Below are 23569 nucleotides of genomic sequence, written 5' to 3' on the forward strand. Positions count from 1 at the left end.
GAGTGCGCATGCAGCAGCGGCGCCGATAGGGGGTTGTGCAGGACTTCCCTAACCCTATCGACGCCGCTCAAAAAAGTTAAACTATGCCACCTTAGCGTAACCTAAAAATAGCTGTCTTAGCCCTCCCAATTGGCGGGGAGTTCTGCCCCTTCCGGATAGCCCTTGCCCGCAGCGAGCGCTTCTTTGACATCGGCGGCGTAGAGGTTCACATAGGGATAGCCGGACATCTCCGAGAACAGGGCCGTGATGTGGTCGGTGAGCGCGCGAGCGGCCTCATAGCTATCGGGGTCTAGGCCGCGCTCCTGCACAAAGGCGATAGGGTCGATCGGTGGGGCAACCTTCATCCATACCTTGGCGGGGCGCACAATCCACGAGCCAATGGGATTGGCCTTGCGGGAATTAATCATCGCCACCGGCACGATGGGCTGCTGGCACTCCAAGGCGGTGCGGGCCATGCCGGTCTTGCCGCGATAGATGCGACCATCCGGCGACCGGGTGCCCTCGGGGTAGACGCCGAGCACGTCTCCGCGATCGAACACCTTACGGGCCGCAGCAATAGCGTTAGCGGCAGCATCCTCAGATGTGCGGTCGATCGGCACCTGGCGTAGCGAGGTAAAAAACCACAGCTGGATCTTGCCCACCAGACCAGTACCGGTGAAGTACTCGTTTTTGGCGAGGAAGGTGATCTCACGGTCGCACAGCAGCGGGAAGAAGAAGGAGTCCATCACGGACTGATGGCTAGAGGCGATGATCGCAGAGCCACTCGCTGGGATATTCTCCTTGCCTTCGATCTCTGGGCGGTTATACACCCGCAGGAAGGGTCCGATGAGGATGTTCTTAAACACCCAGTACCACTTGTTTTTCATGTGCGACTTCCCTAGCAAATGGGGCGCTGCAGATGATCTGCCCTGCACGGGGCACACCACGGCTCGGCGCCGGTGAATGCATGATCTGTCCTCCCAGGAGGACCGTAAGTATAGGTTAGTAGAAACTAGCCTTCACGTCCCGAAGTTTCGCCGCAGGGAGCCCCTCGGTGCGCACAGAATCACTCCACCGGGGCGAGGAAACGGGTGCGCGCCCGATCGGCGGCGCCAATCATGCCAGCATCCGAGCCCAGCTCCACCGTCTTAATATCGGCGAGCGGACGGTATCCGGCGCCCACAATGCGCCGCGCGAAGCGCTGCTTCGCGGCCTCCAGATACAGTGGGGAATCCTTGGCCACGCCACCGCCGACCACAATGAGTTCGGGGTCGAGGATATCGGCGACAATGGCCAGCCCCTCTCCTAGCCAATGGCTAAAGTGCTCCACCACCTTCAGCGCGGCAGGATCACCATTACAGGCCGCCTGCATAATCCGCCTGCCGGTGAGCTCATCAGCCTGCGAGCGGAAGCGGCGCACAAAGCTCGAATCCTCGAACTCACCGGAGCCGATGATCTCCTTGGCAAAATCCGGCAGCGCCGTGCCCGAGCAATAACGCTCTAAACAGCCCCGTTTGCCGCAGGGGCAGCGGCGCCCATCGGGAACCACCGTGATGTGACCAAACTCGGGGGCAGTGCCGAAAGCGCCACGATAAATTTCCCCGTTATGCATGAGCGTCGCCCCGATCCCAGTGCCGATAGCAAATAGCACCCACGTCTGCGCATCGCGGGCGGCACCGAAACGGTACTCGCCCCACGCGGCAGCATTGGCGTCGTGCTCGAGCACAACGGGCAGGTCAATGAGCCGCTCGATATCCGCGCGCACATTCTTATCGCGCCACGGCAGATGCGGGGCGAAACGCACCCGCTCACAATCGGGATCAATAAAGCCGGCGACAGCCAGCCCCACCGCCCCCACATCGTGGCGAGAACGCAGAGACGTGACCACATACGCAATCGCCTCGTCGAGCCCACGCTGGGTGGACGGGGTGGGAACCTGTGCCGAGTCGATAATGCGCCCCTCGGGCGTCACTACGGCGCCGCGAAGGTTGGTACCGCCGATATCGAAACCGATGGAGTGGGTGGCAGACATAATGGAAGCTCTATAGGTCCCGTCTCTAGACGTTAAAACTCACCCAGTATATATGCGCCAGACTGCGCCACTCTAATCGCTGGATGAGCAAAGAATACGCTGCAGCCGTGCCGCCATAATCGGCCACGCCCAGTGCTCCAGCACATGGGCACGGCCCCGCTCGCCCATTGTGCTGCGCAGGACGTCATCATCGAGCACATGAACTAGCGCATCCACCAGGCTGTCGATATCGCGGCCATCGACCACGATGCCAGTCTCCTTGGTCACGGTCTCTGGCGCACCGCCAGAGTCGCCTGCTACCACCGGCACCCCGCAGGCCTGGGCCTCGAGGTAGACGATACCGAGTCCCTCGACGTCCAAGCCTTTGCCGCGGGTACGCGCAGGCATACTAAAGACATCGCTGGCGGCAAGCAGCTGCCGCATCTCGGTGAATTCAAGCTGGCCCATGAGGTGGATGCGCTCGCTGCCAAGGGAGTTGGCGTCGATAAGCGTGCGCAGCTTCTTCTCATAAGAGCCGGTGCCGACAAGTACGAGCCGCGCCTCGGGGTGGCGGGCAAGGATACGCGGCATAGCGCGGACCAACTGGTCTTGCCCCTTACGGGGCACAAGCCGCGAGATACAGATGATCAGCGGCTCATCGCCAAATCCATAGCGGGCGCGCACCTGTTGCCGCTGCGTCTCGCTCAGGGGGTGAAATAGCTCGGGATCCACGCCTGAGGGCAAGGGCTCATAGCGGGGATGGGGGCCCAGTGCTGGGCGGATCCGGCCCAAGGTGTAGTCGGAGATATAGGTAACCACATCAGCGGAACGGCCAATGCGCCGCAGAATCTGCCGGGCCCCGGGCAGCATCGACCACCCGACCTCATGGCCATGGGTGGTGGCCACCACCTGGCGGGCCCCAGCCGCCCGCGCCGCCGAGCCGAGCACCGCGAGTGGAGCCGCGGCCCCAAACCATACGGTGTGGATGTCGTAGAGCGCGATGAGACGACACATCTCCGCCTTGAGCCCTGGGGTGGGCAGCATGACCCGGCGAGGCCAGCGCACCACCGTGTACTCGGCCTGCGCATCCCATGCCGCGGCCGCCGCAGCGTCTTGTGTGGAGGCCAACACCACGATCTCCGCGGGGTCGAGATAGGAGACGAAATCACGGAGATAGGACTGGATCCCGCCGACTGTGGGCGGGAAATCATTGGTAACAAGCAGCGTGCGGCCCATAGTCACCCCATTCTAGCGACGCACCCTAGGCCGCACCGTGGGGCCTAAAAAAATCACACCACGCGATCCTCCCGGAGAGGACGGTGGTGTGAAGAGGGGCCGGACGGTATTAGTAGCGGCGCGCGCCGTAGAAGGGCATCGAATCCACGGAGACGACCTGCACGGGAATACCGTAATCCGAGGCGTGAACCAGCTTGCCATCGCCGATGTACATGCCCACGTGGGTGGCTCCGGGGTAGTAGCCCACGATATCGCCCGGCTGCAGCTGATCACGAGAGACCGGCGTCCCACCAGCCATCTGGGCCTGGGAGGTACGCGGAATGGACTTGCCCTGCTGCGCATAGGACCACACCATCAGCCCGGAGCAGTCGAAGGCGTCGGGGCCGGTGGCTCCCCAGCCATAAGGAGCGCCGAGCTTGCTCATCGCGGCATTAACCGCGCTCATCCCGCCCGGGTTCGAGCTGGTAATACCGGCGAGATCGAATCCCTCGATGGGGCCGTTCTTATTTTGCCAGGCCTGACGCAAGCTCGGCTCGAGCGCGTCGATACGCGCCTCCAGCTCGCTGGTGCGCTTATTCAGCTCATCCTGCTCACGTTCGAGCTTGGCACGCTGGGCCTTCAGGTCGCCGAGACGGAAATCAGCCACCGCCTTGGCTGCGGCGGCACGCTCGTGTTCCTGAGCGGCCTCGCGCAGCGCCTCCTGCAATTCCACAATGATGCGCTCATTACGCTGAACCAGAGCGCTCATATAGGCAGTGCGATCAATGGCGTCCTGCGGGTTATGGGCCGAGGAGATACCAGAAAGAGGATCGAGGCTCGCACCTCGGTAGCGAGCCTTAGCCACCTGGTTCACATCGCTACGGATGCTCTCGGCGTTCTCGGCTGCTTCTTGCGCAGCTGCAGAAGCGCGCTGGAACTCCTCCGCGAGGCGACCCGCCTCCTCCTTGCTCTTGTCAATGTCGATGGAGAGCTGCTTGACTTCCTCGTTCTTCGCAGTGGCCTCGTGGGAGACCGCGTCCATCTCCTTAATGAGGCTGTCCATCTGGGCGGGGTCAGCGCTGGCGAGGGGCGCGGCAATGCTGCTGGCAGATAGGGCAAGGGCGCAGGTAATAAGCCCGAGCTTGGTGAGTTTCATGTGTTCTCCACGTGCGAGTTCGAAGTGCCGGCGCTGAAACAACAGCGTCACAGTAAAAGCTACAGCGGGCCAAGGGCCTCGCTGTGTGGTGTTCCTGCTCCCCTAGGGAGCAAACACCCAGATAGCAGGTAAGTTTAGCGTAAATTCTGCCAATACCAACCTTGATGTGGCCACTGAAGCTTAGAGTAAATCACAGTGGTGAAAGTTATTGGCCTATCCAGCTCGGCACGGCCACTGCCTTGCCCACCCCCAAACGTAGGCGGCGGGCGAAGAGGGTCTATGAGCACCGGCGACCCAGCGGATGCCGAGGCGCCACCATAACGACAAAACCGCAGACCGTTCGTTGGTCTGCGGTGTGCTGTCACGGCTGGTCTAGCCGGTGGCTCTTAGAAGCGAACCACGGAGTGGATCGGCATGTAGTCGAGCGGACGCTCGCCCACCGGAGTGCCGGACTGCATGGCGTCGATGATGGTGCCATTGCCCACGTAGATACCGACGTGGGAAGCGCCGCCGTAGTAGGCAACGATGTCGCCGGGCTGGATCTGGGACAGCGGCACGCGGATGCCGGCAGCTGCCTGCTGCTGAGAGGTGCGCGGGATGGACTTGCCCACCTGGGAGTAGACCCAGGAGGTGAAGCCGGAGCAGTCGAAGGCGTCCGGGCCAGCAGCGCCCCACACGTAGGGAGCGCCGGTCTTGGAGCGAGCGATGCTCACGATGCGGTCACCAACGGAGTTGGAGGATGCCGGAGCGACAGAGCGGGCGACCTGAGCCTGACCGGGAATCTGCACGGGCAGTTGAGAGGTCAGCTGGCCGGTGTCAACGATGTTGTTGATCTCTGCCGGCACACCGGGAACGTTCGGCACGCCAGGAACGGACACGTTGCCAACGACCGGCACGTTGATGTCGAGGGCCTGAGCCGGAGTGGCCAGTGCGGCGGAGGCACCGGCGGCGACAGCGGTTGCGGCTGCTGCGTTGCGAACGATACGGCTTGCGCTACGACGATTGTGATTACCCATTTGAAACTTTTCCACGTCTTCCTTGTTTGAACCGGCCGGGTTAGCTGACGGGCTAGGCATCCGGAAGGCCTCCCATCCTCGCGCCGCGCTCTCTATAATGAGCACTCTTGCGAGAATTTCACCCCAGATAATTAGGTGGTTCCCCGGCTCCGGCGGCATCCCCATGATCGGAGTCGATCAGAGACTGTGCCGGATTAGGTCTGGCTTATTCTTTTCGGTAGATGTTCGTCGGTGGCGACCAGATCGTTTTTTACTCTCTGCTTCGTCCCGCGAAGTCTCGTTTAGGTTACGAAACGGCAACGATACTTGTCCAGCTTTCAGCAAAATCTAGGCGCTGTTATCAAGTCGTAATCTTCTAGTGACCATTCGGTGATCGAAAGGAGCGACCGCGACGCGCCCACAGAATGTTCGAACACCGGCTCTTTTACCTGCGTTTTTTCGCATATTTTAGGCCTATACTGCACCGATAGTGGGGGTTGCCCACCGTCGCTCAGGACTCCAGAAATATTTTTGTGACCTTCCCCACTATGGCCGTTATCGGGCCGTGATCGTGCCCTCAACGTTATCTCAGCGCGATCAAAGCTAGGTCTCCTATGTCTGAGGACTAGCGCCGCAGACGCTTCGGTTGCACCCCCTGGGCGCACCACCGCACTCTCTAGAAGGCAGCGTTCCTCCAGTACTGCGTGCTGGCGGTATGGCGGGCCGAAGCGCGCTGTGCGCGCCTCTTCCCTACCGCGCAGGGCCTGTGATCCACCGGCGGAGCGTGCTACCAACCACGGTAGCCACGGGCAGCTTCTCCCCACCACGCGGACTGCGGGCGCGGGGTGCGGGCGCGGGGTACGGGCGCGGGGTACGGGCCCTCGCTTGTGTGACCCGAACATAAGAGAAGGACCCTCACCCCTAGGGTGAAGGTCCTTAACTCTATGACGCAGTAGTCTCAGTACAGCATATGCACTTCAGGTGTGACGCTAGTCGCGGCCGGCATCCTTGTCGGCGCGGCGATTAGCCTCGTTGAGGTTCTCGAGCATGGTGCGCTCTTCCTCTTCGTTGGCGTGCTCGATCTCGGCAGCGCGGCGAGCGACATCCTCGCTGTCGGCCTTCCACAGGCCGCGACCCGGGTGTCCACCGAAACCAAGCTGGTTCGGCTGGTTTGGCACCTTGGCGCCTGCGTAATCGAGCGGAATCTGGTGTCCGTGTTCGTCCACCGGACCGATGGGCTGGTGAACTTCCACGTACTCGCCGTGCGGCAGGCGCACGATCACGCCGGTTTCCACGCCGTGCTCCAGCACCTCGCGGTCAGCGCGTTGAAGGCCAACGCAGATGCGGTAGGTGATGAAGTAAGAGATCGGCGGCAGCAAGATGAGGCCGATACGACCAACCCACGTCATGGCGTTGAGCGAGATATCGAAGTGATAAGCGAAGAGGTCGTTACCACCAGAGACGGTCAGCAATCCGTAGAAGACCAAGGCCATCACGCCGATACCAGTACGCGCCGGTACGTCGCGGGGACGCTGCAGCAGGTTGTGGTGCTCGTCGTCGCCGGTGATCTTCTTCTCGATCCACGGGTAGGCGAAGAGCAGGACCACGAGGATGCCGAGCATGATGGCAACCCAGAACACGGCCGGGATGGTGTGGTTACCGATGTAGAGCTCCCACGCCGGCATGACACGGGCAGCACCGTCAGTCCACAGCATGTAGATATCGGGCTGGGAACCAGCGGAGACCTGTGCCGGGTTGTAGGGGCCAATGTTCCAAATGGCGTTGATCGTGGTGATACCTGCCATGAGGGCCAGAGCACCGGCGGTGATGATGCCGAAGGCAGAGGCCTTCAGAGCGAACACCGGGAGAATGCGGACGCCCACAACGTTGTTCTCGGTGCGGCCTGCGCCCGGGAACTGGGTGTGCTTCTGGAACCAGACAATCGCCAGGTGTGCACCGATCAAAGCCAAGATAATGCCCGGCAGGATCAGCACGTGAGCGATGTAGAAGCGGTCCAGCATGATATCGGAGGGGAAGTCTCCACCGAAGATCAGCCAGTGCATCCAGGTACCGATGATCGGCATACCGACGATGATGGCGGACATAATGCGCAGACCCACACCGGAGAGTAGATCGTCCGGCAGTGAGTAGCCGAAGAAGCCCTCGGCGACGGACAGCAGCATCAGCACGCTGCCGATGATCCAGTTCGCTTCACGCGGGCGACGGAAGGCGCCGGTGAAGAAGATACGCATCATGTGCACGATGATGGAGATCGCGAAGGCCAAGGCGGCCCAGTGGTGCATCTGTCGAATAAACAGACCACCACGCACCTCGAAGGAGATGTTCAGCGCGGTCTCGTAGGCACGAGACATCTCCACACCGTTGAGCGGTGCGTAGGCACCGTCGTAGATGACCTTGGAGATAGACGGATCGAAGAACAGGGTCAGATAGACACCCGTGACGATCAGGATAATGAAGCTGTACAGCGCGATCTCACCGAGCATAAAGGACCAGTGAGTCGGGAACACCTTGTTAATTTGGGTGCGCAGGAAGCCGGCTCCGCTGTAGCGAGAGTCAATGGCTTCTGCGCGCTCAGCTAGTTTATTGCTCATGATTTACGCTCCCAGAATGCCGGTCCGACAGACTCGATAAAGTTGCCTGCGGCGACGAGGTAACCATCTTCATCGACGGTAATGGGCAGCTGCGGCAGCGCACGAGCGGCGGGGCCGAACACCGGCTTGCCGAAGTGCAAAGCGTCGAACTGCGATTGGTGACAGGGGCACAGGATTCGGTTGGTCTGGGCCTCGTAGAGCGAGGTCGGGCAACCGATGTGCGTGCAGATCTTGGAGTAGGCGTAGTAGTCGCCGTAGTGGAAGTTTTCCTGTCCGACACGCTCGATCACCTTGGCAGCGTCGGCGCTGCGCAGGCGGATCAACATGACGGCGTTACGCGGACCGTGGATCGAGTGCATGTGCTCCTCGTAGACCATGGCCTGCTTGTCGTAGCGGTCACCGTCGTTGACGTACTCGTCAGGAAGCGGGAACACCGTTTCCATCGAGGCTGCCAACAGGTCTTCGGGACGCATACGCACCAGACGGGTCACGCCCTGGGTGGTGTAGTGCCCATCGTGCTTCTCCGCGGTCACGCCGGTGTCGCGCCCCAAGTACAGCTTGGTGCCGTGCTCGGAGAGGGTCCAGCCGGAGGTCCAAAGGGTCCCGTCACCCTGGATGCCCAACTCGTGAGGCTTCCACGGGTTCTTCACCATGCCGCCGAGCGGGGCCAAGATTCCCAAGCCGGCGACGGCTGCGCCGGCGCCCATGACACCCTTGAGCATCTTGCGACGCCCCAGAGTGGAGGTCTCCCATGCGTCGTTGAACAACGCGCCGAGGGTCTTTGCATCGACCTCAGCGGAGCCGCCGTCGTGACGCTGCTGGACGGAAATCTCTTCGGGGATGAACTTCTTCACATAGGTAACTACGCCCATACCCATCGAGATGATGCCCAGACCGGCAGTCAGGCCCAACATCGGGGTGTAGAAGGTGTAAAGCCACAGTCCCTCTTGGCCGAGTGCCTTGTACTGCCACGGCCAGAAGAGGTAGATCGCCATGAAGGCGAGCATGAGAACGATGCCCGCGATGAAGAAGAAAGCGACCGAGCGCTCGGCTCGCTTCTCTGCGGGGTCATTCTCAATAGGGAAGCGTTCCTTGCGGTACGCAACCGTGACGTCATCAAGCTCGGTTCCGAGACGGGCGAGCTCCTCGTTGCTCATCGCAGCGAGTTCTTGCGAGGTGTATTCTTTGCTGTTTTTGCTCATGAGCGCGATCCAATCCACAGAGCAGCAGCGATAAGCGCTGCCATACCGGCAAGCCACATGAACATACCCTCAGCCACTGGGCCGAGGCCGCCGAGGCTCCAACCACCGGGGCTCGGGGTTTCCTTCGTGGACTTGATGTACGCGATGATGTCCTTCTTCTCGTCCAGCGAGAGCTGACGATCAGAGAACTTCGGCATGTTCTGGGGGCCAGTGAGCATAGCCTGGTAGATCTCTTGCTCGTTGGCGGGATCCAGAACCGGAGCGTACTTACCGGAGGAGAGCGCACCGCCACGTCCGGTGAAGTTGTGGCACGACGCGCAGTTCAGTCGGAAGAGCTCGCCACCGCGGGCGACGTCTGCCGGATCGATAGTGCCGTCGTAGTGGCTACCGCGCAGCGAGTCCATGGCGATGGTGCCATCTTCGTTCTTCACGAGGCCGGGACCGCCACCGTTGGCGTCAACATATGCGGCGAGGGCCAGTGCCTGGTGCTCGTTGTAGCGCGGGGTCTTGCGCTGTGCCTGTGCCTCATTGCGCAGCATCGGCATACGGCCAGAGTGCACCTGGAAGTACACGGCGCCTTCGCCAACACCGATCAGGGAGGGACCGCGTCCCTCAACGCCCTGAAGGTTGGTGCCGTGGCACGTAATGCAGGCTACGTCGTAGATGTCCTTGCCCTCTTGAACGAGAGCGGCATCGTCTTTTTGGGCGGTTGCTACCTGTGCATCGGGGGTCAGTGCGTGAGCCAGCAGGCCGGCGCCAGTCAGACCCACCGTGAGTGCAAGAGCACCCGCGACGGAACGGCGTGCCTTACGCCGCGTCCGGGTCTTCTTTGCTTCCGCGGACTTCGCCGCAGAAACATCGTGTGGTGTGGTATCCATCATTTTCCTTTTTCGGGTTTCGGAAAGTGAAGGGCTGTTGATCCGCGACCACTCCTTCTGCCCTGCCGCATTAGCGCCTGCCTGTCACAGACTGCGGTTGAGAGCCAGAAATGGCGCGAGACCGATACGGCCTACTGAATGAAGTAAATGGTTGCGAACAGGGCAATCCAGACAACATCGACGAAGTGCCAGTAGTAGGACACTGCCATTGCTGCGGTTGCCTGTGCCGGCGTGAACTTGGACTTCGCGATACGAAGCAGGACAACCACAAAGGCCAGAACGCCCGCGAGGACGTGGGCTGCGTGGAAGCCAGTCGTAATGAAGAAGACCGAGCCGTAGACACTGCTCTGAATAGTCAAGCCGTGCTCGACCAAGTGGTAGTACTCGTATGCCTGGCCAACGAGGAAGATCGCGCCCAACAGCGCAGACAGTGCATACCACCGGCGGAGACCGAAGACGTCACCCCTTTCTGCTGCAAAAACGCCCCACTGTGCGGTGAAGGACGACGAAATAAGGATCGCCGTGATCATCATCGCGTAGGGGACATTGAGGTGGCCCGTTCCCTCGTCCCACGAAACTCCCTGGCCATTGGCGCGGGAGACGAAGTACATGGCGAACAGACCACAGAAGAACATCAATTCCTGAGACAGGAACACGATCGTTCCCACACTGACCATGTTGGGTCGGTTCAGTGCGGCAACGCGCTGTGTTGCTGCCGTTCCTGAGTTATTTACTGCGCTCGTCACGCTTCTCAGTATGACTGATTCCTAAGGAAGATTCATCATCTACCCCCGATATAGCGCCAACTTTTTCTGTTTTCCCAGTTCGCACTCGAGGGTTTTCTAAGAATTTAAGAAGTTTTCGATGAGCCGGGAACTTTTTGGAACCGAATCCGACGCCCCTCCGTCGGCGGTGGCAGTCACTCCCCCAAGCGGGCCCGCAGCGTGATCGTCGAGGATCTCAGCAGCGTGTGCCCAATTCTCTCGCGCTCTGCTATCTCTGCGGGCGAAAGTGAGTATGCGTTTATGCTAGCGGATCAGTGCTTATTAACTCTCATAAATGCACCCTAAGAACGGCGAGATTCATCTCACAACGTTACACAACTGGGTCCCGACCCCCATAGTTACCCCCATGCGGAGGCGCTATCCGCCCGAAGATTCACCTCCCCCACCCTCAATGAGGACAGAGCGCCACGATGTCCCAGAACCGCGCCTAGGTCAGCCGGGGTTCTTAGGCTGCCCTTAGATACAACACACGCGGCACCCGCCTCAACCGAAAGTGAGGTGGGTGCCGCGTGAAAAGTTTTTGTGCGCTATACGGGCCGTACGTAGGAAGCAGACAACCTACACACCGCGGGCCCGTCTAACCGTTGTCTCGGAAAAAGACTTAGTGCTTTTCCTTCGGGATGCCGTACTGCAGGTTGAGCATGGTGGTGGACCAGATAACCAGAACCGCACCGAAGCCAATCATCCAGTAGTGCATGTAGATAATGCCCGCGCCCAGCACGAAGATGGAACCAGACATCACGGCCGGCCAAATGGAGCTCGTGGAGAAGAAGCCGTACGTGCCGGCACCGTCTTCCACTTCTGCTTCCTCCCAATCCTGCGGGAGGATGTCTTGGCGCTTCTCAGTGAAGTGGAAGTAGCCCGCGAGCATCAGGGTCATGAGAGTGGAGATCACCAGCATGGTGATACCGATCCACTCGCCACCCGGCAGGTTTCCGGAGTCTTCAACGAAGATGGTCGCGAAAATGTAGATGATGGACGCCGCACCAATGTATGCGGTGAGGGCGTACAAGAGTTTAGAGCTGACCTTCATGTTTCTTGACCTCGTTTCCTAGTTGCCCGCGTTGGCGCCGGGCTTGTCGAGGAAGTTCCCGCCATCGCGAGAATCCTCACGGCCAGAGACGAACGGAGCAGTGGAGGTGGCGTAGGGGGCCTCGCCGATCGACTCCAGAGCAGCCGCGTTGGTGGCCTGCGGATTATTAATACGGTACTCGAGGTACTGCTTGAACTTCTCGGGGGAGACTGCACGAACTTCGAAGTTCATCATGGCGTGGTAGGTACCGCACATCTCAGCGCAGCGCCCCACAAATGCGCCTTCCTTATCGATGCTCTCAATCTGGAACTCACGCTGAGACTTATTAGCCTCCGGGTGGGAGTACACGTCGCGCTTGAAGAGGAACTCCGGCACCCAGAAAGAGTGGGAGACGTCAGCGGAAGCCAACTGGAAGGAGATTGCGGTGTTGGTCGGCAGGACCAGAACCGGAACCTCTTCGGTGGTGCCCACGGTCTCGATCTTGTTGTAGTGGAGGTACGAACGATCGTTCAGGGACGTGCCGTGAATCGGGTTCGGGTTCTTCACGCCCTCGGGATCCTTAGCGGATGCCTCGGCTGCAGCCTGACGCTTCTCATCGGTGCCCTGGTACTCGTTACCGGTCGGGGTGAACTGGCCGTCCACCTCTTGGTAACCGAACTTCCAGTTCCACTGGTAGGCGGTAACATCCACAGTCACCTTCGGATCCTTATCCAACGCGGTGACGCGGTCCTGGGTCTGCACGGTGAAGAAGAACAGTGCCATCACAATGAGGATTGGCACACCGGTGAGCACGAGTTCAAGGGGGATGTTGTACTGGGTCTGGCGCGGGAACTCGTCCTTGCCAGCCTTCTTAGCGCGCTTCGCGGAGAACCCAAAGATCGAGTAAATCATGAGGCCCCACATGATGATGCCGATGATCCAGGCTGTAACCCAGACCCACACCCAGAAGTTTCCCATCTCGTACGACTCAGGGGTCACACCCTCGGGCCAACCCATGCGCAGGGCATGGAAAAAACCGTTATCAGGTGGGGTGACGTCACAACCAGTCAACGCAAGTGCGCTGACACCGGTGACGCCTGCAAGCATCGCCTTGCGCGAAATACCACGCTTTTTACGCTGTTCCACGTGTGTCTGCCTTCCTGTCCACACAAAAACTTTATGAGTGCCTAGAGCTGCGAGCTCGTCCTAAGACACTCTCTTAACTAAGCAGAGTACTGCATATCGGCTGTTTTTCCATGTTGTTTGTCATGATTCTTTAAGGATTCGGGTAATTCCTGAAAATTCTCTGAGGATTGTACTCGGCACTTCCTGCCACAACGAGAGCGATACCCGTCAATATTGTGCCCTAAGTCACCAGTTTCGGGGTGTGCTGTTCTCCCCCGTTCGGGCGTAGCCGCCCCCGCTCGCGCTCGCATCACGGGCACCATCGCGGCCGCGCCATGGCGAGTATTGAGACTACACGCCCCTCGACCCAGCCCGCCTAACGCTTAGGGCTCCACGTGATCACGGCTGTACTATTGGGAACGGCGTAGCATGCCCTGTCGTGGATACGTCGCGCGCTTGGGCACCGTGGCTGAACCCGCGCCGCCTCAGGCGCCATAGCCCGCGCCCGTCGCGGGGATCCCGCAGCAGTGTCGGTCGCGCCAGAGCGCACCGTCGGCACTGTACGCTACGTCCCTAATATCTATAGCCCTCTGACACTCTTTAGGAATCGAGGAACCAGCCCGACTATGTGTGGTCTTCTTGGAATGCTCACCGCCGAGGCGAATGCCGCCGACTTTCAACACGCCGTGGAGCAGGCGCTGCCCTGCATGCATCACCGCGGCCCCGACGCCTCGGGCACCTGGCACGATGAGCATGCTGTCTTTGGCTTCAACCGCCTCTCTATCATCGACCTCGCACATTCCCACCAGCCCCTACACTGGGGCCCAGAGGGTGAGCCGGATCGTTACTCGATGACCTTCAACGGCGAGATCTACAACTACATCGAATTGCGGGAGACCCTACGTAAGGAGGGCTATACCTTCCACACCGATGGCGATACTGAAACTATTGCCGTGGGCTATCACCACTGGGGCGATAAGGTGGTCGAGCACCTCCGGGGTATGTTTGCCATCGCCATCTGGGATACCAAGGAGCAGGTCCTCTTCCTGGCTCGCGATCAGTTCGGCATTAAGCCGCTCTACTTCGCCACTACCCCAGCCGGCACGGTCTTTTCCTCCGAGAAGAAGACCATTTTCTCCATGGCGGAGGCCATCGGTCTGGAGTTGGGCCTTGACTATCGCGCCATCGAGCACTACGTGGACTTGCAGTATGTGCCGGAGCCGGAGTCGCTCCACGAGGATATTCGCCGCCTCGAGTCGGGTTGCTTCGCCACGGTGCGCCCGGGCGAGAACCTGGTGCAGCAGCGCTATTTCCGCCCGCAGTTCAACACCACCCCCGTGGCCAAGGGTGCCGAACAGGATCTTTTTGACCGTATCGCTCGGGCGCTGGAGGATAGCGTCGAAAAGCATATGCGTGCAGATGTGACTGTCGGCTCGTTCCTCTCTGGCGGTATCGACTCCACCGCCATCGCCACCCTCGCTAAGCGGCACAATCCGAACCTGTTGACCTTCACCACCGGCTTCGAGCGCGAGGGCTATTCCGAGGTGGATGTGGCGGCGGAATCCGCGGAGGCGATCGGCGTCGAGCACATCGTGAAGATCGTCTCCCCGGAGGAGTACGCCACGGCGATTCCGCGGATCATGTGGTACCTGGATGATCCGGTGGCGGACCCCTCGCTGGTGCCGCTGTATTTCGTGGCGCAGGAGGCCCGCAAACACGTCAAGGTGGTGCTGTCCGGCGAGGGCGCCGATGAGCTCTTCGGCGGCTACACAATATATAAGGAGCCGCTGTCGCTGGCGCCCTTTGAGAAGGTGCCCTCTCCCCTGCGCGCGGGGCTGCGTCGTTTGGGCGCTGTGCTGCCCGAGGGCATGAAGGGCAAGTCGCTGCTCGAGCGCGGCACCATGACGATGGAGGAGCGCTACTACGGCAATGCGCGCTCCTTCAACTTCGAGCAGATGCAGCGGGTGATTCCATGGGCGAGCCGCGAGTGGGATCACCGTGAGGTCACGGCACCGATCTACGCCGAGTCCACCCACATGGATCCGGTAGCCCGCATGCAGCACCTCGATCTCTTCACCTGGATGCGCGGCGATATCTTGGTCAAGGCCGACAAGATCAATATGGCCCACTCCCTCGAGCTACGCGTGCCCTTCCTTGATAAGGAAGTTTTCGCCGTGGCGGAGACCATCCCGCACGAGCTCAAGATCGCGCAGTCCACCACCAAGTACGCGCTGCGTAAGGCCATGGAGCAGATCGTGCCGGCGCACGTGCTCCACCGCAAGAAGCTGGGCTTCCCCGTCCCGATGCGTCACTGGCTGGCTGGCGATGAACTGCACGGCTGGGCGCAGGACACCATCAACGAGTCCCAGACCGAGGAGATCTTCAATAAGCCTGAGGTGCTGAAGATGCTCGCCGAGCACCGCGCCGGTACCTCGGATCACTCCCGTCGCCTGTGGACGGTGCTGGCCTTCATGGTCTGGCACGGCATCTTCGTGGAAAAGCGCATCGATCCGCAGATCGAGCAGCGCGACTACCCGGTGGATCTCTAAACCACCACACACAGCACCACAGCCCAGCATCCCGCGCAATCGGGAGCTGGGCTGTGGTGTGTGTATGGACGCTTATCGACGCCGCCCTCCACTCACACGTGCGTGCTTAGTGGAAGGAGTCGCCGCAGGCACAGGAGCCGGTGGCGTTCGGGTTGTCGATGGTAAAGCCCTGGGCTTCGATGGTGTCGGAGAAATCAATGGTGGCGCCGGCGAGATATGGGGTGCTCATCTTGTCCACGACAAGCTTCACGCCGCCGACCTCATCCATCTTGTCGCCGTCCAAGGAACGGTCATCAAAGTAGAGCTGATAACGCAGACCAGAGCAGCCGCCAGGCTGCACGGCGATACGCAGGGAGAGATCTTCGCGCCCCTCCTGCTCGAGCAGGGCCTTCGCCTTCGCGGCGGCAGCCTCGGTGAGGATTACTCCGGTGGCGGATTCGGGTGCAGTCATGGTGAGTGGATTCTCCTTATAGTTATTGAGTCATACGACACACGGCGATCCTCGTGGGAGGCGGGCTGATGCTGTGCTCCCGAGCACGGACGCTGCTGTCATGTCAGTGGCACCAAGGCTACCGCGTGCCTCTACTGAGTGTAAACACATCCTCACAGGCACCTATTCCCCACCCTGTGTTCGCCGGCGGGAAGCCTGTGAACAGCGCTCCGGCCCGCCGCGCTGCAGCTCGGGCGGGGGTGCGTCGCCGCCACCACATACCCGTATCACCTGCCGCGCCGGCCAGCGTGGGTACTTCGCGCGCGCCGATGGGTATCTCTGGGGATTCTTTTACTAGCCTATTAGGCGTGAAACTACCGTGGCAGAAGAATCAAGACGAGACCGCATCCGACGCCCCCGCTGACACCAGCGCTGCGGCGGAGCATTCCACCGACTCCGAAGAGCAGCGGCCGCGGGGCTATACCCCGAAGAAGGGCCGCCCCACCCCGAAGCGCAATGAGCGTGAGCGCGAGCGCGGGGTGCGCCGCGAGCACTTCTCCGCACCGGAGACGCGCGCCGAGGCCCGCGCTCGGCGGAAGAAGTTCAAGGAGTCGATGACGAAGGAGGAGTACAAGGAGTACAAGGCGCGGCAGAAGCGGCAGCGCCGCGACGAGCAGCGCCGGGTCCAAGAGGCCATGGACCGCGGCGACGAGCGCTATCTCCTCGAGCGCGATAAGGGCGAGGTGCGTGGCTTTGCCCGCGACTGGGTGGATGCCCGCCGGTTCATCACCAATATGATGATGCCGCTGGCCCTGATCCTGCTGTTTATCATGCTGGTCTCTAATGCCGTGCCGCAGATTTCGATGGCAGCATCGGTGATCGCGATGATCATTATGCTGGCGATCTTCATCGAAGGCATCATCATGGGCCGCCGCGTGAATAGGGCCGCCCGCCTGAAGTTCCCAGGCTCCACCGAGCCTGGTTTCGGTTTGGGCTTCTACGCTTTCTCCCGCGCCGGCCAGCCCCGCCGCTGGCGTTCCCCGCGCCCGCGCGTGGAGATCGGCGCCGAGGTCTAGAGCCATGCTGAAAGGTGCGCGATGCGTCATCTGATTCTCGGCGGGGCCCGCAGTGGCAAGTCGGGCTATGCCGAAGCGCTGCTCAGCGATGCCCCAGATGTGCTCTATGTGGCCACCGCTCGGCCGTGGCCGGGGGATGAGGATTTCGCCACCCGCATCGCCGAGCATCAGCGCCGCCGTGATCCGCGGTGGCGCACGGATGATTCCTCCGATCTTCTCGCTGTGCTGCGCACCCCGCCTGCCGCGACTCTGTTGGTGGACGATCTGGGAACGTGGATCACCCATGAGCTCGACCGCGCCCAAGCGTGGGAGGCACCGCGCGGCACCATCCGCCCGCGCTGCACGGCGCTTATCGACGCCATCTCCTCGCTTCCCGCATCCACCACACTGGTACTGGTCAGCCCAGAGGTGGGCATGGGTGTGATCCCCGAGCACCGCTCCGGCCGGCTCTTTCGCGATGAGCTGGGCTGGCTGAATGCGCAGCTCGCCGCGGTGATGGACCGCGTCACCTTGGTGGTCGCCGGCCAGGCGCTGCCCTTAAAAAAATGAAATTCTCGGTGCTGCGGCCGTATTCTGGGTACGTCTGATCCCCAATGCGGAAACCACCCGCGGTTTCCCGTGCCACTATAAGGAGCTGTCTCATGGAGTCCCTGCCCTCCGCCTCCGATCTATTTGCCAAGGTAGATCCCCCTAGCACTGCGGCGCGGCAGGCGGCGATCGCGCACCAAGCGGACCTGACGAAGCCTGTGGGCGCCCTCGGCCGCTACGAAGAGATCGGCATCTGGATCTCCTCCTGCCAGGACCAGTGCCCGCCGCGCACCATTACTCAGCCCACCATTGTGGTTTTCGCTGGCGATCACGGCATCGCCGCCAATGGTGTCTCCGCCTATCCTTCTGAGGTCTCGATTCAGATGGCGGAGAATATCCGCCACGGCGGCGCCGCGATCAATGTGCTGGGCCGGGCCGCCGGCGCCGAGGTGCGGCTGGTGGATGTCTCCCTCGACCACGATGTGTGGGGCGATGAGCGCGTCTCCCGGTCCTGCGGTTCAATCGACCGCGAAGATGCCATGACTAATGAGCAGGTGGTGCGCGCCCTCGAGATCGGCAAGCGCATCGCCGATGAAGAAATCGATCGCGGCGCGGACCTCCTCATCGCCGGCGACCTCGGCATCGGCAATACCACCCCGGCAGCTGCCCTCACCGGCGTCGCCACCCGCCTAGAGCCCGTTGTGGTGGTCGGCCGCGGCACCGGCATCGACGATGAAGGCTGGAAACGCAAGGTCGCCGCGGTGCGGGATGCCATGTTCCGCGCTCGCTTGCTCAACCGGGAACCCGTCAGTGTGCTGCGTACCATCGGCTCGCCGGATCTGGCCGCCATGGCTGGGTTCCTCGCCCAGGCTGCGGTGCGCCGCACCCCCGTGATCCTCGACGGCGTCGTCGTCACCGCCGCCGCGCTCTGGGCCAACCGCCTCGCTCCCGGCGCGCGTCAGTGGTGGATCGCAGGACACCGTTCCGTGGAGCCGGCGCACTCCGCCGCACTCGAAGCCTTAGATCTCACCCCAGTTCTGGATTTCGGTATGCGCCTCGGGGAGGGCTCCGGCGCCGCCGCTGCCCTGCCGATCGTGCGGGCTGCTGTAGACATCATGACGGACATGGCCACGTTCAGCTCTGCGGGAGTCTCCACCCACAATGAGGACGAGAGTGTCGGGTAAAGCGGGCCCCTCCGGCGGTGGCCGCCACGGCCATCCGCTGTGGGAGGGGCCAGCCACCATCTTTTCTTGGCTCACCGTGGTTCCCCTCCGCGGGGCCACGGTATTTGATAGCACCACGGGCCGGCGGGCCATGACCTCCGTTCCGCTGGTCGGCCTCGCCTTCGGCGTCGTCGCCACCCTGATCGCTGTGGTTTGCGCCCCCGCCTCCGCCGCGCTGGCCGCGGTACTCGTCGTGGTGGCGGTGCAACTCTTGAGCCGCCTCATGCACCTTGATGGGCTGGCCGATGTGGGCGATGCGCTGGGCTCCTATGCTCCGCCGGAGCGAGCACGCGAGATTCTTGGCGATCGCTATACCGGGGCGCTGGGTATGGGCGCGGTCGTGCTCGCCCTGCTCACCCAGGTGGCTGGGCTGGCCACTGTTCTCGGCGCAGTAGCCCCTTCGGCCGCGCTGGTACTGGCCCTGCTCAGTATCTTCTTTCTCTCCCGGTGGTCGGCGCTGGTGGTGTGTCGCCGCAGTGCATCGCCGCACCGCCAGGCGCTCTCTCCCACCGGTTTCGGGGCACTGATCATGGGCACCGTGCCCGCGTGGCGGGTGGCCGCATGGGCCGCCGGATTCTGCATCGTCTCCACTGCGGGGTGGCTCGCGCTGGGTGCTTGTGGCATGGCTGCCGCTACGATCGTGAGCACCGCGGTGATCTGGCTCTGCGCCGAGGGCCTGGTGCGCCATATGGCTCGCCGCTTCGGCGGACTCAATGGGGATTGCACCGGCGCGATCATCGAGATCACCACCGCCCTTGCCGCCGTGGCCTACGGGCTTAGCCTCTCCTGGCTCGCCCCTTAGGTGCAGGGGGAGGCAGCGGGGGTGACACGGCATGCTCCCGCCGCAGGCGTTGTGGACACGTCGACATCGTGGAGAAAATTCCCGCCCCGAGCGAGAAGTAATGAATAAATTTTCTGCGGCCGCATCAGCATTGTTTCCCCAGCGCACACAGCGTTTTTTTACTTATTGCCCCTTAGTGAGCGAGCAATTAATCTCCTCTGTGCAAGTGTTCAGAAAGCCACGATTGTGGCACCACAAGAGGGAGACACACTTTGTCCTTCGTCCTATCCATTAATGAGATCGTTGATGGCCCCATCAAAGATCTGTACCTCGAGTTTGGCGGCAACAATTGCTGCCCGCCCCCAGCACCGGCGATCCTGCCGAACCTCACCACCGTAGATTTCTCCGGTGCGCACTTCGGCTCCACCGATCTGCTCGACCTCAACATCGATCTCTCGGCTCTCTAAGCCACCCTTAGATTTAAGCGATACATCTCACGCACACAACAACACCGGCGCCCCCTTCTTTTAAGGGACAGCGCCGGTGTTGTCTGCTATGACTCAGCCGCTTAGGCCTCGATGAGAGTGTGAATCCAGCCGTGGGTATCCTCCACGGTGCCGCGCTGGATACCCGTCAGGTGATTGCGCAGCTCCATGGTGACTGTGCCGGTGGCACCGCCGGCGATCTCAAAATCGCCGTGGGCGGACTTCACCGCGCCCACCGGGGTGATCACAGCCGCGGTTCCGCAGGCCAGGGCCTCGGTCATGGCCCCCGAGGTGGCGTCGTCACGCCACTGCTCCTTCGACACCAGCTTCTCCTCCACCTGGTAGCCGAGATCGCGGGCCACCTGCAGCAGAGAATCGCGGGTCACGCCGGGAAGCAGGGAGCCGGACAGGGCGGGGGTCACCACGGTGACATCCTCCCCTTCGCCGTAGACGAACATGAGATTCATGCCGCCCATCTCCTCGATGTAGTTCAGCTCGATAGAGTCCAGCCACACCACCTGGTCGCAGCCCTTTTCTTCCGCCTGGGCCTGGGCCAAGAGCGAGGCAGCGTAGTTGCCAGCACACTTGGCCGCACCGGTACCACCGCGGGCGGCGCGGACGAAGTCCTCACAAATCCACACCGACACGGGCTTGATGCCTCGCGAGAAGTAGGCGCCGGCTGGGGAGGCGATGAGCACATAAGTGTAGCTATTCGCCGGGTGCACGCCCAAGGAGGTCTCGGTGGAGATCATGAAGGGACGCAGGTACAGAGATTCCTCGCCGCCGGCGGCCGGGACCCAGTCGCGATCGATATCCACCAGCTGGCGGATGGACTCGAGGAATACCTCTTGGGGCAGCTGCGGCATGGCCAAGCGGTGCGCCGAGTTTTGGAAACGCGCAGCGTTGGCGTAGGGGCGGAAGGTCACAATGGAGCCATCCTCGTGCCGATAGGCCTTCAGCCCTTCGAAAATGGCCTGTCCATAATGAAAGACATTCGTGGCCGGATCAAAGGACAGCGGGCCATAGGGACGCACCTGGGCGTCGTGCCATCCCTTATCGTGGGACCACTCAATGGTCACCATGTGATCGGTGAAGTGCTTGCCAAACCCCGGGGCCTCAAGAATCTTCGCGATCTCAGCGGCGGGGGTGGGGTTCTCGTTCTTCCTAATGGTGAACTCTAAATCTTGCATGGTATTAAGCTACTCCCTCTCTGGTTTCCGAGCCCTGATTACCCTAAGTTTCGGGCAACCAACTCGCGACGGCGCTTCTCTGCTCACGCTAGGCTGGTGGAAGTCTTATTCACAAGACGCTGCCGGCGCCACCGACCACAGCTGGGCGTCGATAAGCATTGACCGCTGTACAGAAAGGATTGCGAACCATATGGTGAACTCCCTGCCCGCGCGCGGCTACCTGCCTGAATTAAAGCGAAGCAAGAAGCTGGAGAAGAACACCTCCGTGCTACTCGTGCCCGTTTATGAGGGCGAGAGTGAATTGGAGCTGCCCGTACTGGGGCCGCTGGACGATGCCTCGGCGCGCTCCTTGTGCGCTGCGCTGAGCGCTGTCGGCGCGACCGGCAAGGCCGGCACCGTGCACACTGTGCCCGCCCCGAAAAAGCTCAAGGTAGAGGCAGTCGCCGCGGTGGGTCTGGGCGCTGCCGAGGACTCCGATGCGGAGACGATTCGCCGTGCCGCCGGTAACGCCATGCGCAGCCTGCCCGAGCACGCCGTTGTGGCCACCACCCTCTCTGAGCTCAATACCGCAGCCGCCGTCGAGGGCTGTGCGCTGGGTGCTTATGACTATCGCGGACTGCGCACTGAAGGCGAGAGCACCCGGCCTACCTCGGTGGCCTTCCTCGGCGCCGATAAGAAGGACTTCGAGGCCGCCGTGATTGTGGCCGAGTCCGTGGCGCTGTGCCGCGACCTCGTCAACACTCCCTCCTCGCACCTCTACCCCGAGTCCTATGCATCCTTCGTGGCCGAAGAAGCCGCGAAGGTGGGGCTGCAGGCCACCGTGCTGGATGAGAAGAAGCTCGCCAAGCGCGGTTTTGGCGGCATCCTCGCCGTAGGCATGGGCTCGTCCCGCACCCCGCGGCTTGTTCGTCTGGAGTGGAAGCCGAAGAAGGCGAAGACCCATGTGGGCTTGGTGGGCAAGGGCGTGACCTTCGATACCGGCGGCATCTCCATCAAGCCGGGAGCCAATATGGAGAACATGATCTCCGATATGGGCGGTTCCGCGGCCATGATCGCCACCATCATTGCCGCCGCCCGCCTCGAGCTGCCGGTGCAGATCACCGCCACTATCCCGCTAGCGGAGAACATGCCGGGTGGCAAGGCCTACCGTCCGGGTGATGTGATCACCCACTATGGCGGCACCACCTCCGAGATCCAGAACACCGACGCCGAGGGCCGCCTCATCCTTGCGGATGCCTTGGTTCGCGCCAGCGAGGACAACCCGGACTATCTCATCGATAGCGCCACCCTCACCGGCGCCCAGGTAGTTGCTTTGGGGGACCGTACCTCCGGCGTGATGGGCGATGAAGCTCTCCGTGAGCGCATTGCCGCCACGGGCCGCGATGCAGGTGAGCCGGCATGGGCCATGCCGATTCCGGAGGAGATCGCCGAGCAGTTCTCCTCGCCTTCCGCGGATCTGCGCAACATTGGCACCAACCGCTCCGCCGGCATGATGCAGGCCGGCTATTTCCTCAGCCGTTTCGTCGGCGAGGGCATACCGTGGGCCCACATCGATATCGCGGGCCCCGCCTTCAACACCACCGCCGTCCACGGCTATACCCCGAAGCGCGCCACCGGTGTTCCGGTGCGCACCCTGGTGGATCTGCTCCGTGACATCTCGGCCAATGGTTAAAGACCTGCACCCATGACTAATCCCATCCACTTCGGTGGATGGGATTTTTCTTTTTCTCTGCCTTCTACCTAGGGCTACTTATCGACGTCGCCCTCGGGCTCATTGTGTCTCTTTTCCCACTCCTCGCGCCGCTGCCGCTGTTCCTCGCGCTTGCGGAGGATACGGTCACGTTCGATTCGCTCGCGCATCCTTTGCGGATACCCCGTCTCCTCCACATCGAAGAGGCCGATACCCAGCGCGGAGGCGGTGTCGTTGATGCCCTTGGGCCCGCCAATCCGGCGGCGGATGAAGTCCCCATGCTCATCCACCAACACCACGCTCATCTCATTCACCAGCGTTTCGGGCTCAACAAAGCCCTCCACGAAGCCACGGCCCTGCATCCATGCGCGCAGCTCGGCGAGATCGGCGTCCCGGATGGATCCGGTGGCGCTGCGGGGAGCCTTGAGCCCCTTTTTGGATCTGCCACGGTTGAAAAGATTGAACATGACACATCATTCTACAAGCCCCCTGCGATAAGGCGGGGCTGCTCTCCACTGGGGGCCGCGGCGCGCCTGCACAGCATGCAGAGATGCACTCCCACGCGCGGGGCCACGCGGATGGGGGCACGCTATGCACAGAATGCGGAGCCTAACCGCCTACAATGAACCCTTAAAAGCGGTACTCTC

At 61.7% G+C, this 23569-nt stretch carries 21 protein-coding genes and 1 riboswitch; of the genes, 7 read left to right on the top strand and 14 right to left on the bottom strand.

Annotation, left to right across the window (positions count from 1 at the left end):
- Positions 1 to 116: 116 nt before the first annotated feature.
- The 11 genes from GBB11_RS06055 to GBB11_RS06105 form a co-directional block, all read right to left on the bottom strand.
- A complete protein-coding gene (locus GBB11_RS06055) occupies positions 117 to 866 on the bottom strand; it encodes a 1-acyl-sn-glycerol-3-phosphate acyltransferase (protein ID WP_151549197.1) in 750 nt (249 codons plus the stop codon).
- Between the two features lie 179 nt (positions 867 to 1045).
- Positions 1046 to 2011 (bottom strand): ROK family glucokinase, encoded by a 966-nt coding sequence (locus GBB11_RS06060; RefSeq protein ID WP_151549198.1) that lies wholly within the window; start codon positions 2009 to 2011, stop codon positions 1046 to 1048.
- A 72-nt stretch (positions 2012 to 2083) separates the two neighbouring features.
- A complete protein-coding gene (locus GBB11_RS06065) occupies positions 2084 to 3226 on the bottom strand; it encodes a glycosyltransferase family 4 protein (protein WP_151549199.1) in 1143 nt (380 codons plus the stop codon).
- A 109-nt stretch (positions 3227 to 3335) separates the two neighbouring features.
- On the bottom strand, positions 3336 to 4361 hold the full coding sequence (locus GBB11_RS06070) for an NlpC/P60 family protein (protein ID WP_151549200.1): 1026 nt from the start codon (positions 4359 to 4361) through the stop codon (positions 3336 to 3338).
- 386 nt (positions 4362 to 4747) lie between these two features.
- Positions 4748 to 5377, bottom strand: a complete 630-nt coding sequence (locus tag GBB11_RS06075) for a C40 family peptidase (protein ID WP_151549362.1) — start codon at positions 5375 to 5377, stop codon at positions 4748 to 4750.
- Positions 5378 to 5390: 13 nt separating this feature from the next.
- Positions 5391 to 5588, bottom strand: a riboswitch (cyclic di-AMP (ydaO/yuaA leader).
- Positions 5589 to 6345: 757 nt separating this feature from the next.
- Positions 6346 to 7968 (bottom strand): cytochrome bc complex cytochrome b subunit, encoded by a 1623-nt coding sequence (locus GBB11_RS06080; protein WP_151549201.1) that lies wholly within the window; start codon positions 7966 to 7968, stop codon positions 6346 to 6348.
- The gene (locus tag GBB11_RS06085) at positions 7965 to 9170 is read right to left on the bottom strand and encodes a ubiquinol-cytochrome c reductase iron-sulfur subunit (RefSeq protein WP_151549202.1); all 1206 of its coding nucleotides are present in this window, start codon (positions 9168 to 9170) and stop codon (positions 7965 to 7967) included. The genes GBB11_RS06080 and GBB11_RS06085 overlap by 4 nt, the downstream gene beginning before the upstream one ends.
- Positions 9167 to 10048: a c-type cytochrome gene (locus GBB11_RS06090; protein ID WP_151549363.1), complete on the bottom strand. Its 882-nt coding sequence runs from the start codon at positions 10046 to 10048 to the stop codon at positions 9167 to 9169. Before GBB11_RS06090 ends, GBB11_RS06085 begins: the two co-directional genes overlap by 4 nt.
- A 131-nt stretch (positions 10049 to 10179) precedes the next feature.
- The gene (locus GBB11_RS06095; RefSeq protein ID WP_151529247.1) at positions 10180 to 10794 is read right to left on the bottom strand and encodes a heme-copper oxidase subunit III; all 615 of its coding nucleotides are present in this window, start codon (positions 10792 to 10794) and stop codon (positions 10180 to 10182) included.
- Positions 10795 to 11434: 640 nt separating this feature from the next.
- Positions 11435 to 11866 carry a cytochrome c oxidase subunit 4 gene (locus GBB11_RS06100; protein WP_151529246.1) on the bottom strand — a complete coding sequence of 144 codons (432 nt, stop codon included), beginning with the start codon at positions 11864 to 11866 and terminating at the stop codon, positions 11435 to 11437.
- A gap of 18 nt (positions 11867 to 11884) precedes the next feature.
- Positions 11885 to 12991, bottom strand: a complete 1107-nt coding sequence (locus tag GBB11_RS06105) for a cytochrome c oxidase subunit II (protein ID WP_151549203.1) — start codon at positions 12989 to 12991, stop codon at positions 11885 to 11887.
- 605 nt (positions 12992 to 13596) lie between these two features.
- Between GBB11_RS06105 and asnB the strand changes: the two genes are divergently transcribed.
- Positions 13597 to 15519, top strand: a complete 1923-nt coding sequence (gene asnB, locus GBB11_RS06110; protein ID WP_151549204.1) for an asparagine synthase (glutamine-hydrolyzing) — start codon at positions 13597 to 13599, stop codon at positions 15517 to 15519.
- Positions 15520 to 15625: 106 nt separating this feature from the next.
- Here the strand turns inward: asnB and erpA are convergent, their stop codons facing one another.
- A complete protein-coding gene (gene erpA / locus GBB11_RS06115) occupies positions 15626 to 15970 on the bottom strand; it encodes an iron-sulfur cluster insertion protein ErpA (protein WP_151529243.1) in 345 nt (114 codons plus the stop codon).
- 347 nt (positions 15971 to 16317) lie between these two features.
- Here erpA and GBB11_RS06120 point away from each other — a divergent pair, with 347 nt between their 5' ends.
- From GBB11_RS06120 to GBB11_RS06140, 5 genes are all read left to right on the top strand, one after another.
- Entirely contained in the window at positions 16318 to 17025 is a 708-nt protein-coding gene (locus GBB11_RS06120) for a DUF3043 domain-containing protein (protein ID WP_151549205.1), read from the top strand.
- A 21-nt stretch (positions 17026 to 17046) separates the two neighbouring features.
- Entirely contained in the window at positions 17047 to 17574 is a 528-nt protein-coding gene (locus tag GBB11_RS06125) for a bifunctional adenosylcobinamide kinase/adenosylcobinamide-phosphate guanylyltransferase (RefSeq protein WP_151549206.1), read from the top strand.
- 92 nt (positions 17575 to 17666) lie between these two features.
- A complete protein-coding gene (cobT, locus tag GBB11_RS06130; protein WP_151549207.1) occupies positions 17667 to 18737 on the top strand; it encodes a nicotinate-nucleotide--dimethylbenzimidazole phosphoribosyltransferase in 1071 nt (356 codons plus the stop codon).
- Entirely contained in the window at positions 18727 to 19578 is an 852-nt protein-coding gene (locus tag GBB11_RS06135) for an adenosylcobinamide-GDP ribazoletransferase (RefSeq protein ID WP_151549208.1), read from the top strand. Before cobT ends, GBB11_RS06135 begins: the two co-directional genes overlap by 11 nt.
- Before the next feature lie 251 nt (positions 19579 to 19829).
- Positions 19830 to 20024 carry a hypothetical protein gene (locus GBB11_RS06140; protein ID WP_151529238.1) on the top strand — a complete coding sequence of 65 codons (195 nt, stop codon included), beginning with the start codon at positions 19830 to 19832 and terminating at the stop codon, positions 20022 to 20024.
- A 101-nt stretch (positions 20025 to 20125) separates the two neighbouring features.
- Here GBB11_RS06140 and GBB11_RS06145 read toward each other — a convergent pair whose 3' ends face one another.
- Positions 20126 to 21232 (bottom strand): branched-chain amino acid aminotransferase, encoded by a 1107-nt coding sequence (locus GBB11_RS06145; protein WP_151549209.1) that lies wholly within the window; start codon positions 21230 to 21232, stop codon positions 20126 to 20128.
- Between the two features lie 190 nt (positions 21233 to 21422).
- Between GBB11_RS06145 and GBB11_RS06150 the strand changes: the two genes are divergently transcribed.
- The gene (locus tag GBB11_RS06150) at positions 21423 to 22904 is read left to right on the top strand and encodes a leucyl aminopeptidase (RefSeq protein WP_151549210.1); all 1482 of its coding nucleotides are present in this window, start codon (positions 21423 to 21425) and stop codon (positions 22902 to 22904) included.
- A gap of 74 nt (positions 22905 to 22978) precedes the next feature.
- On the opposite strand, the gene GBB11_RS06155 is transcribed toward GBB11_RS06150, so the two are convergent.
- Complete coding sequence (locus GBB11_RS06155) at positions 22979 to 23389, bottom strand: oxidoreductase (RefSeq protein WP_151549211.1); 411 nt, start codon at positions 23387 to 23389, stop codon at positions 22979 to 22981.
- Positions 23390 to 23569: the final 180 nt, after the last annotated feature.

The organism is Corynebacterium sp. 74A (assembly GCF_008930665.1).
In the GTDB taxonomy this organism is placed as follows: Bacteria; Actinomycetota; Actinomycetes; order Mycobacteriales; family Mycobacteriaceae; genus Corynebacterium; species Corynebacterium megadyptis.

Excerpts from the sequence above, each read along its gene's own strand:
- GBB11_RS06085 (WP_151549202.1), bottom strand. The coding sequence starts at position 9,170 with ATGAGCAAAAACAGCAAAGAATACACCTCGCAAGAACTCGCTGCGATG.
- GBB11_RS06070 (WP_151549200.1), bottom strand. The coding sequence starts at position 4,361 with ATGAAACTCACCAAGCTCGGGCTTATTACCTGCGCCCTTGCCCTATCT.
- GBB11_RS06090 (WP_151549363.1), bottom strand. The coding sequence starts at position 10,048 with ATGGATACCACACCACACGATGTTTCTGCGGCGAAGTCCGCGGAAGCA.
- GBB11_RS06055 (WP_151549197.1), bottom strand. The coding sequence starts at position 866 with ATGAAAAACAAGTGGTACTGGGTGTTTAAGAACATCCTCATCGGACCC.
- GBB11_RS06155 (WP_151549211.1), bottom strand. The coding sequence starts at position 23,389 with ATGTTCAATCTTTTCAACCGTGGCAGATCCAAAAAGGGGCTCAAGGCT.
- GBB11_RS06075 (WP_151549362.1), bottom strand. The coding sequence starts at position 5,377 with ATGGGTAATCACAATCGTCGTAGCGCAAGCCGTATCGTTCGCAACGCA.
- GBB11_RS06080 (WP_151549201.1), bottom strand. The coding sequence starts at position 7,968 with ATGAGCAATAAACTAGCTGAGCGCGCAGAAGCCATTGACTCTCGCTAC.
- GBB11_RS06100 (WP_151529246.1), bottom strand. The coding sequence starts at position 11,866 with ATGAAGGTCAGCTCTAAACTCTTGTACGCCCTCACCGCATACATTGGT.
- GBB11_RS06145 (WP_151549209.1), bottom strand. The coding sequence starts at position 21,232 with ATGCAAGATTTAGAGTTCACCATTAGGAAGAACGAGAACCCCACCCCC.
- asnB (WP_151549204.1), top strand. The coding sequence starts at position 13,597 with ATGTGTGGTCTTCTTGGAATGCTCACCGCCGAGGCGAATGCCGCCGAC.
- cobT (WP_151549207.1), top strand. The coding sequence starts at position 17,667 with ATGGAGTCCCTGCCCTCCGCCTCCGATCTATTTGCCAAGGTAGATCCC.
- GBB11_RS06150 (WP_151549210.1), top strand. The coding sequence starts at position 21,423 with ATGGTGAACTCCCTGCCCGCGCGCGGCTACCTGCCTGAATTAAAGCGA.
- GBB11_RS06060 (WP_151549198.1), bottom strand. The coding sequence starts at position 2,011 with ATGTCTGCCACCCACTCCATCGGTTTCGATATCGGCGGTACCAACCTT.
- erpA (WP_151529243.1), bottom strand. The coding sequence starts at position 15,970 with ATGACTGCACCCGAATCCGCCACCGGAGTAATCCTCACCGAGGCTGCC.
- GBB11_RS06065 (WP_151549199.1), bottom strand. The coding sequence starts at position 3,226 with ATGGGCCGCACGCTGCTTGTTACCAATGATTTCCCGCCCACAGTCGGC.
- GBB11_RS06125 (WP_151549206.1), top strand. The coding sequence starts at position 17,047 with ATGCGTCATCTGATTCTCGGCGGGGCCCGCAGTGGCAAGTCGGGCTAT.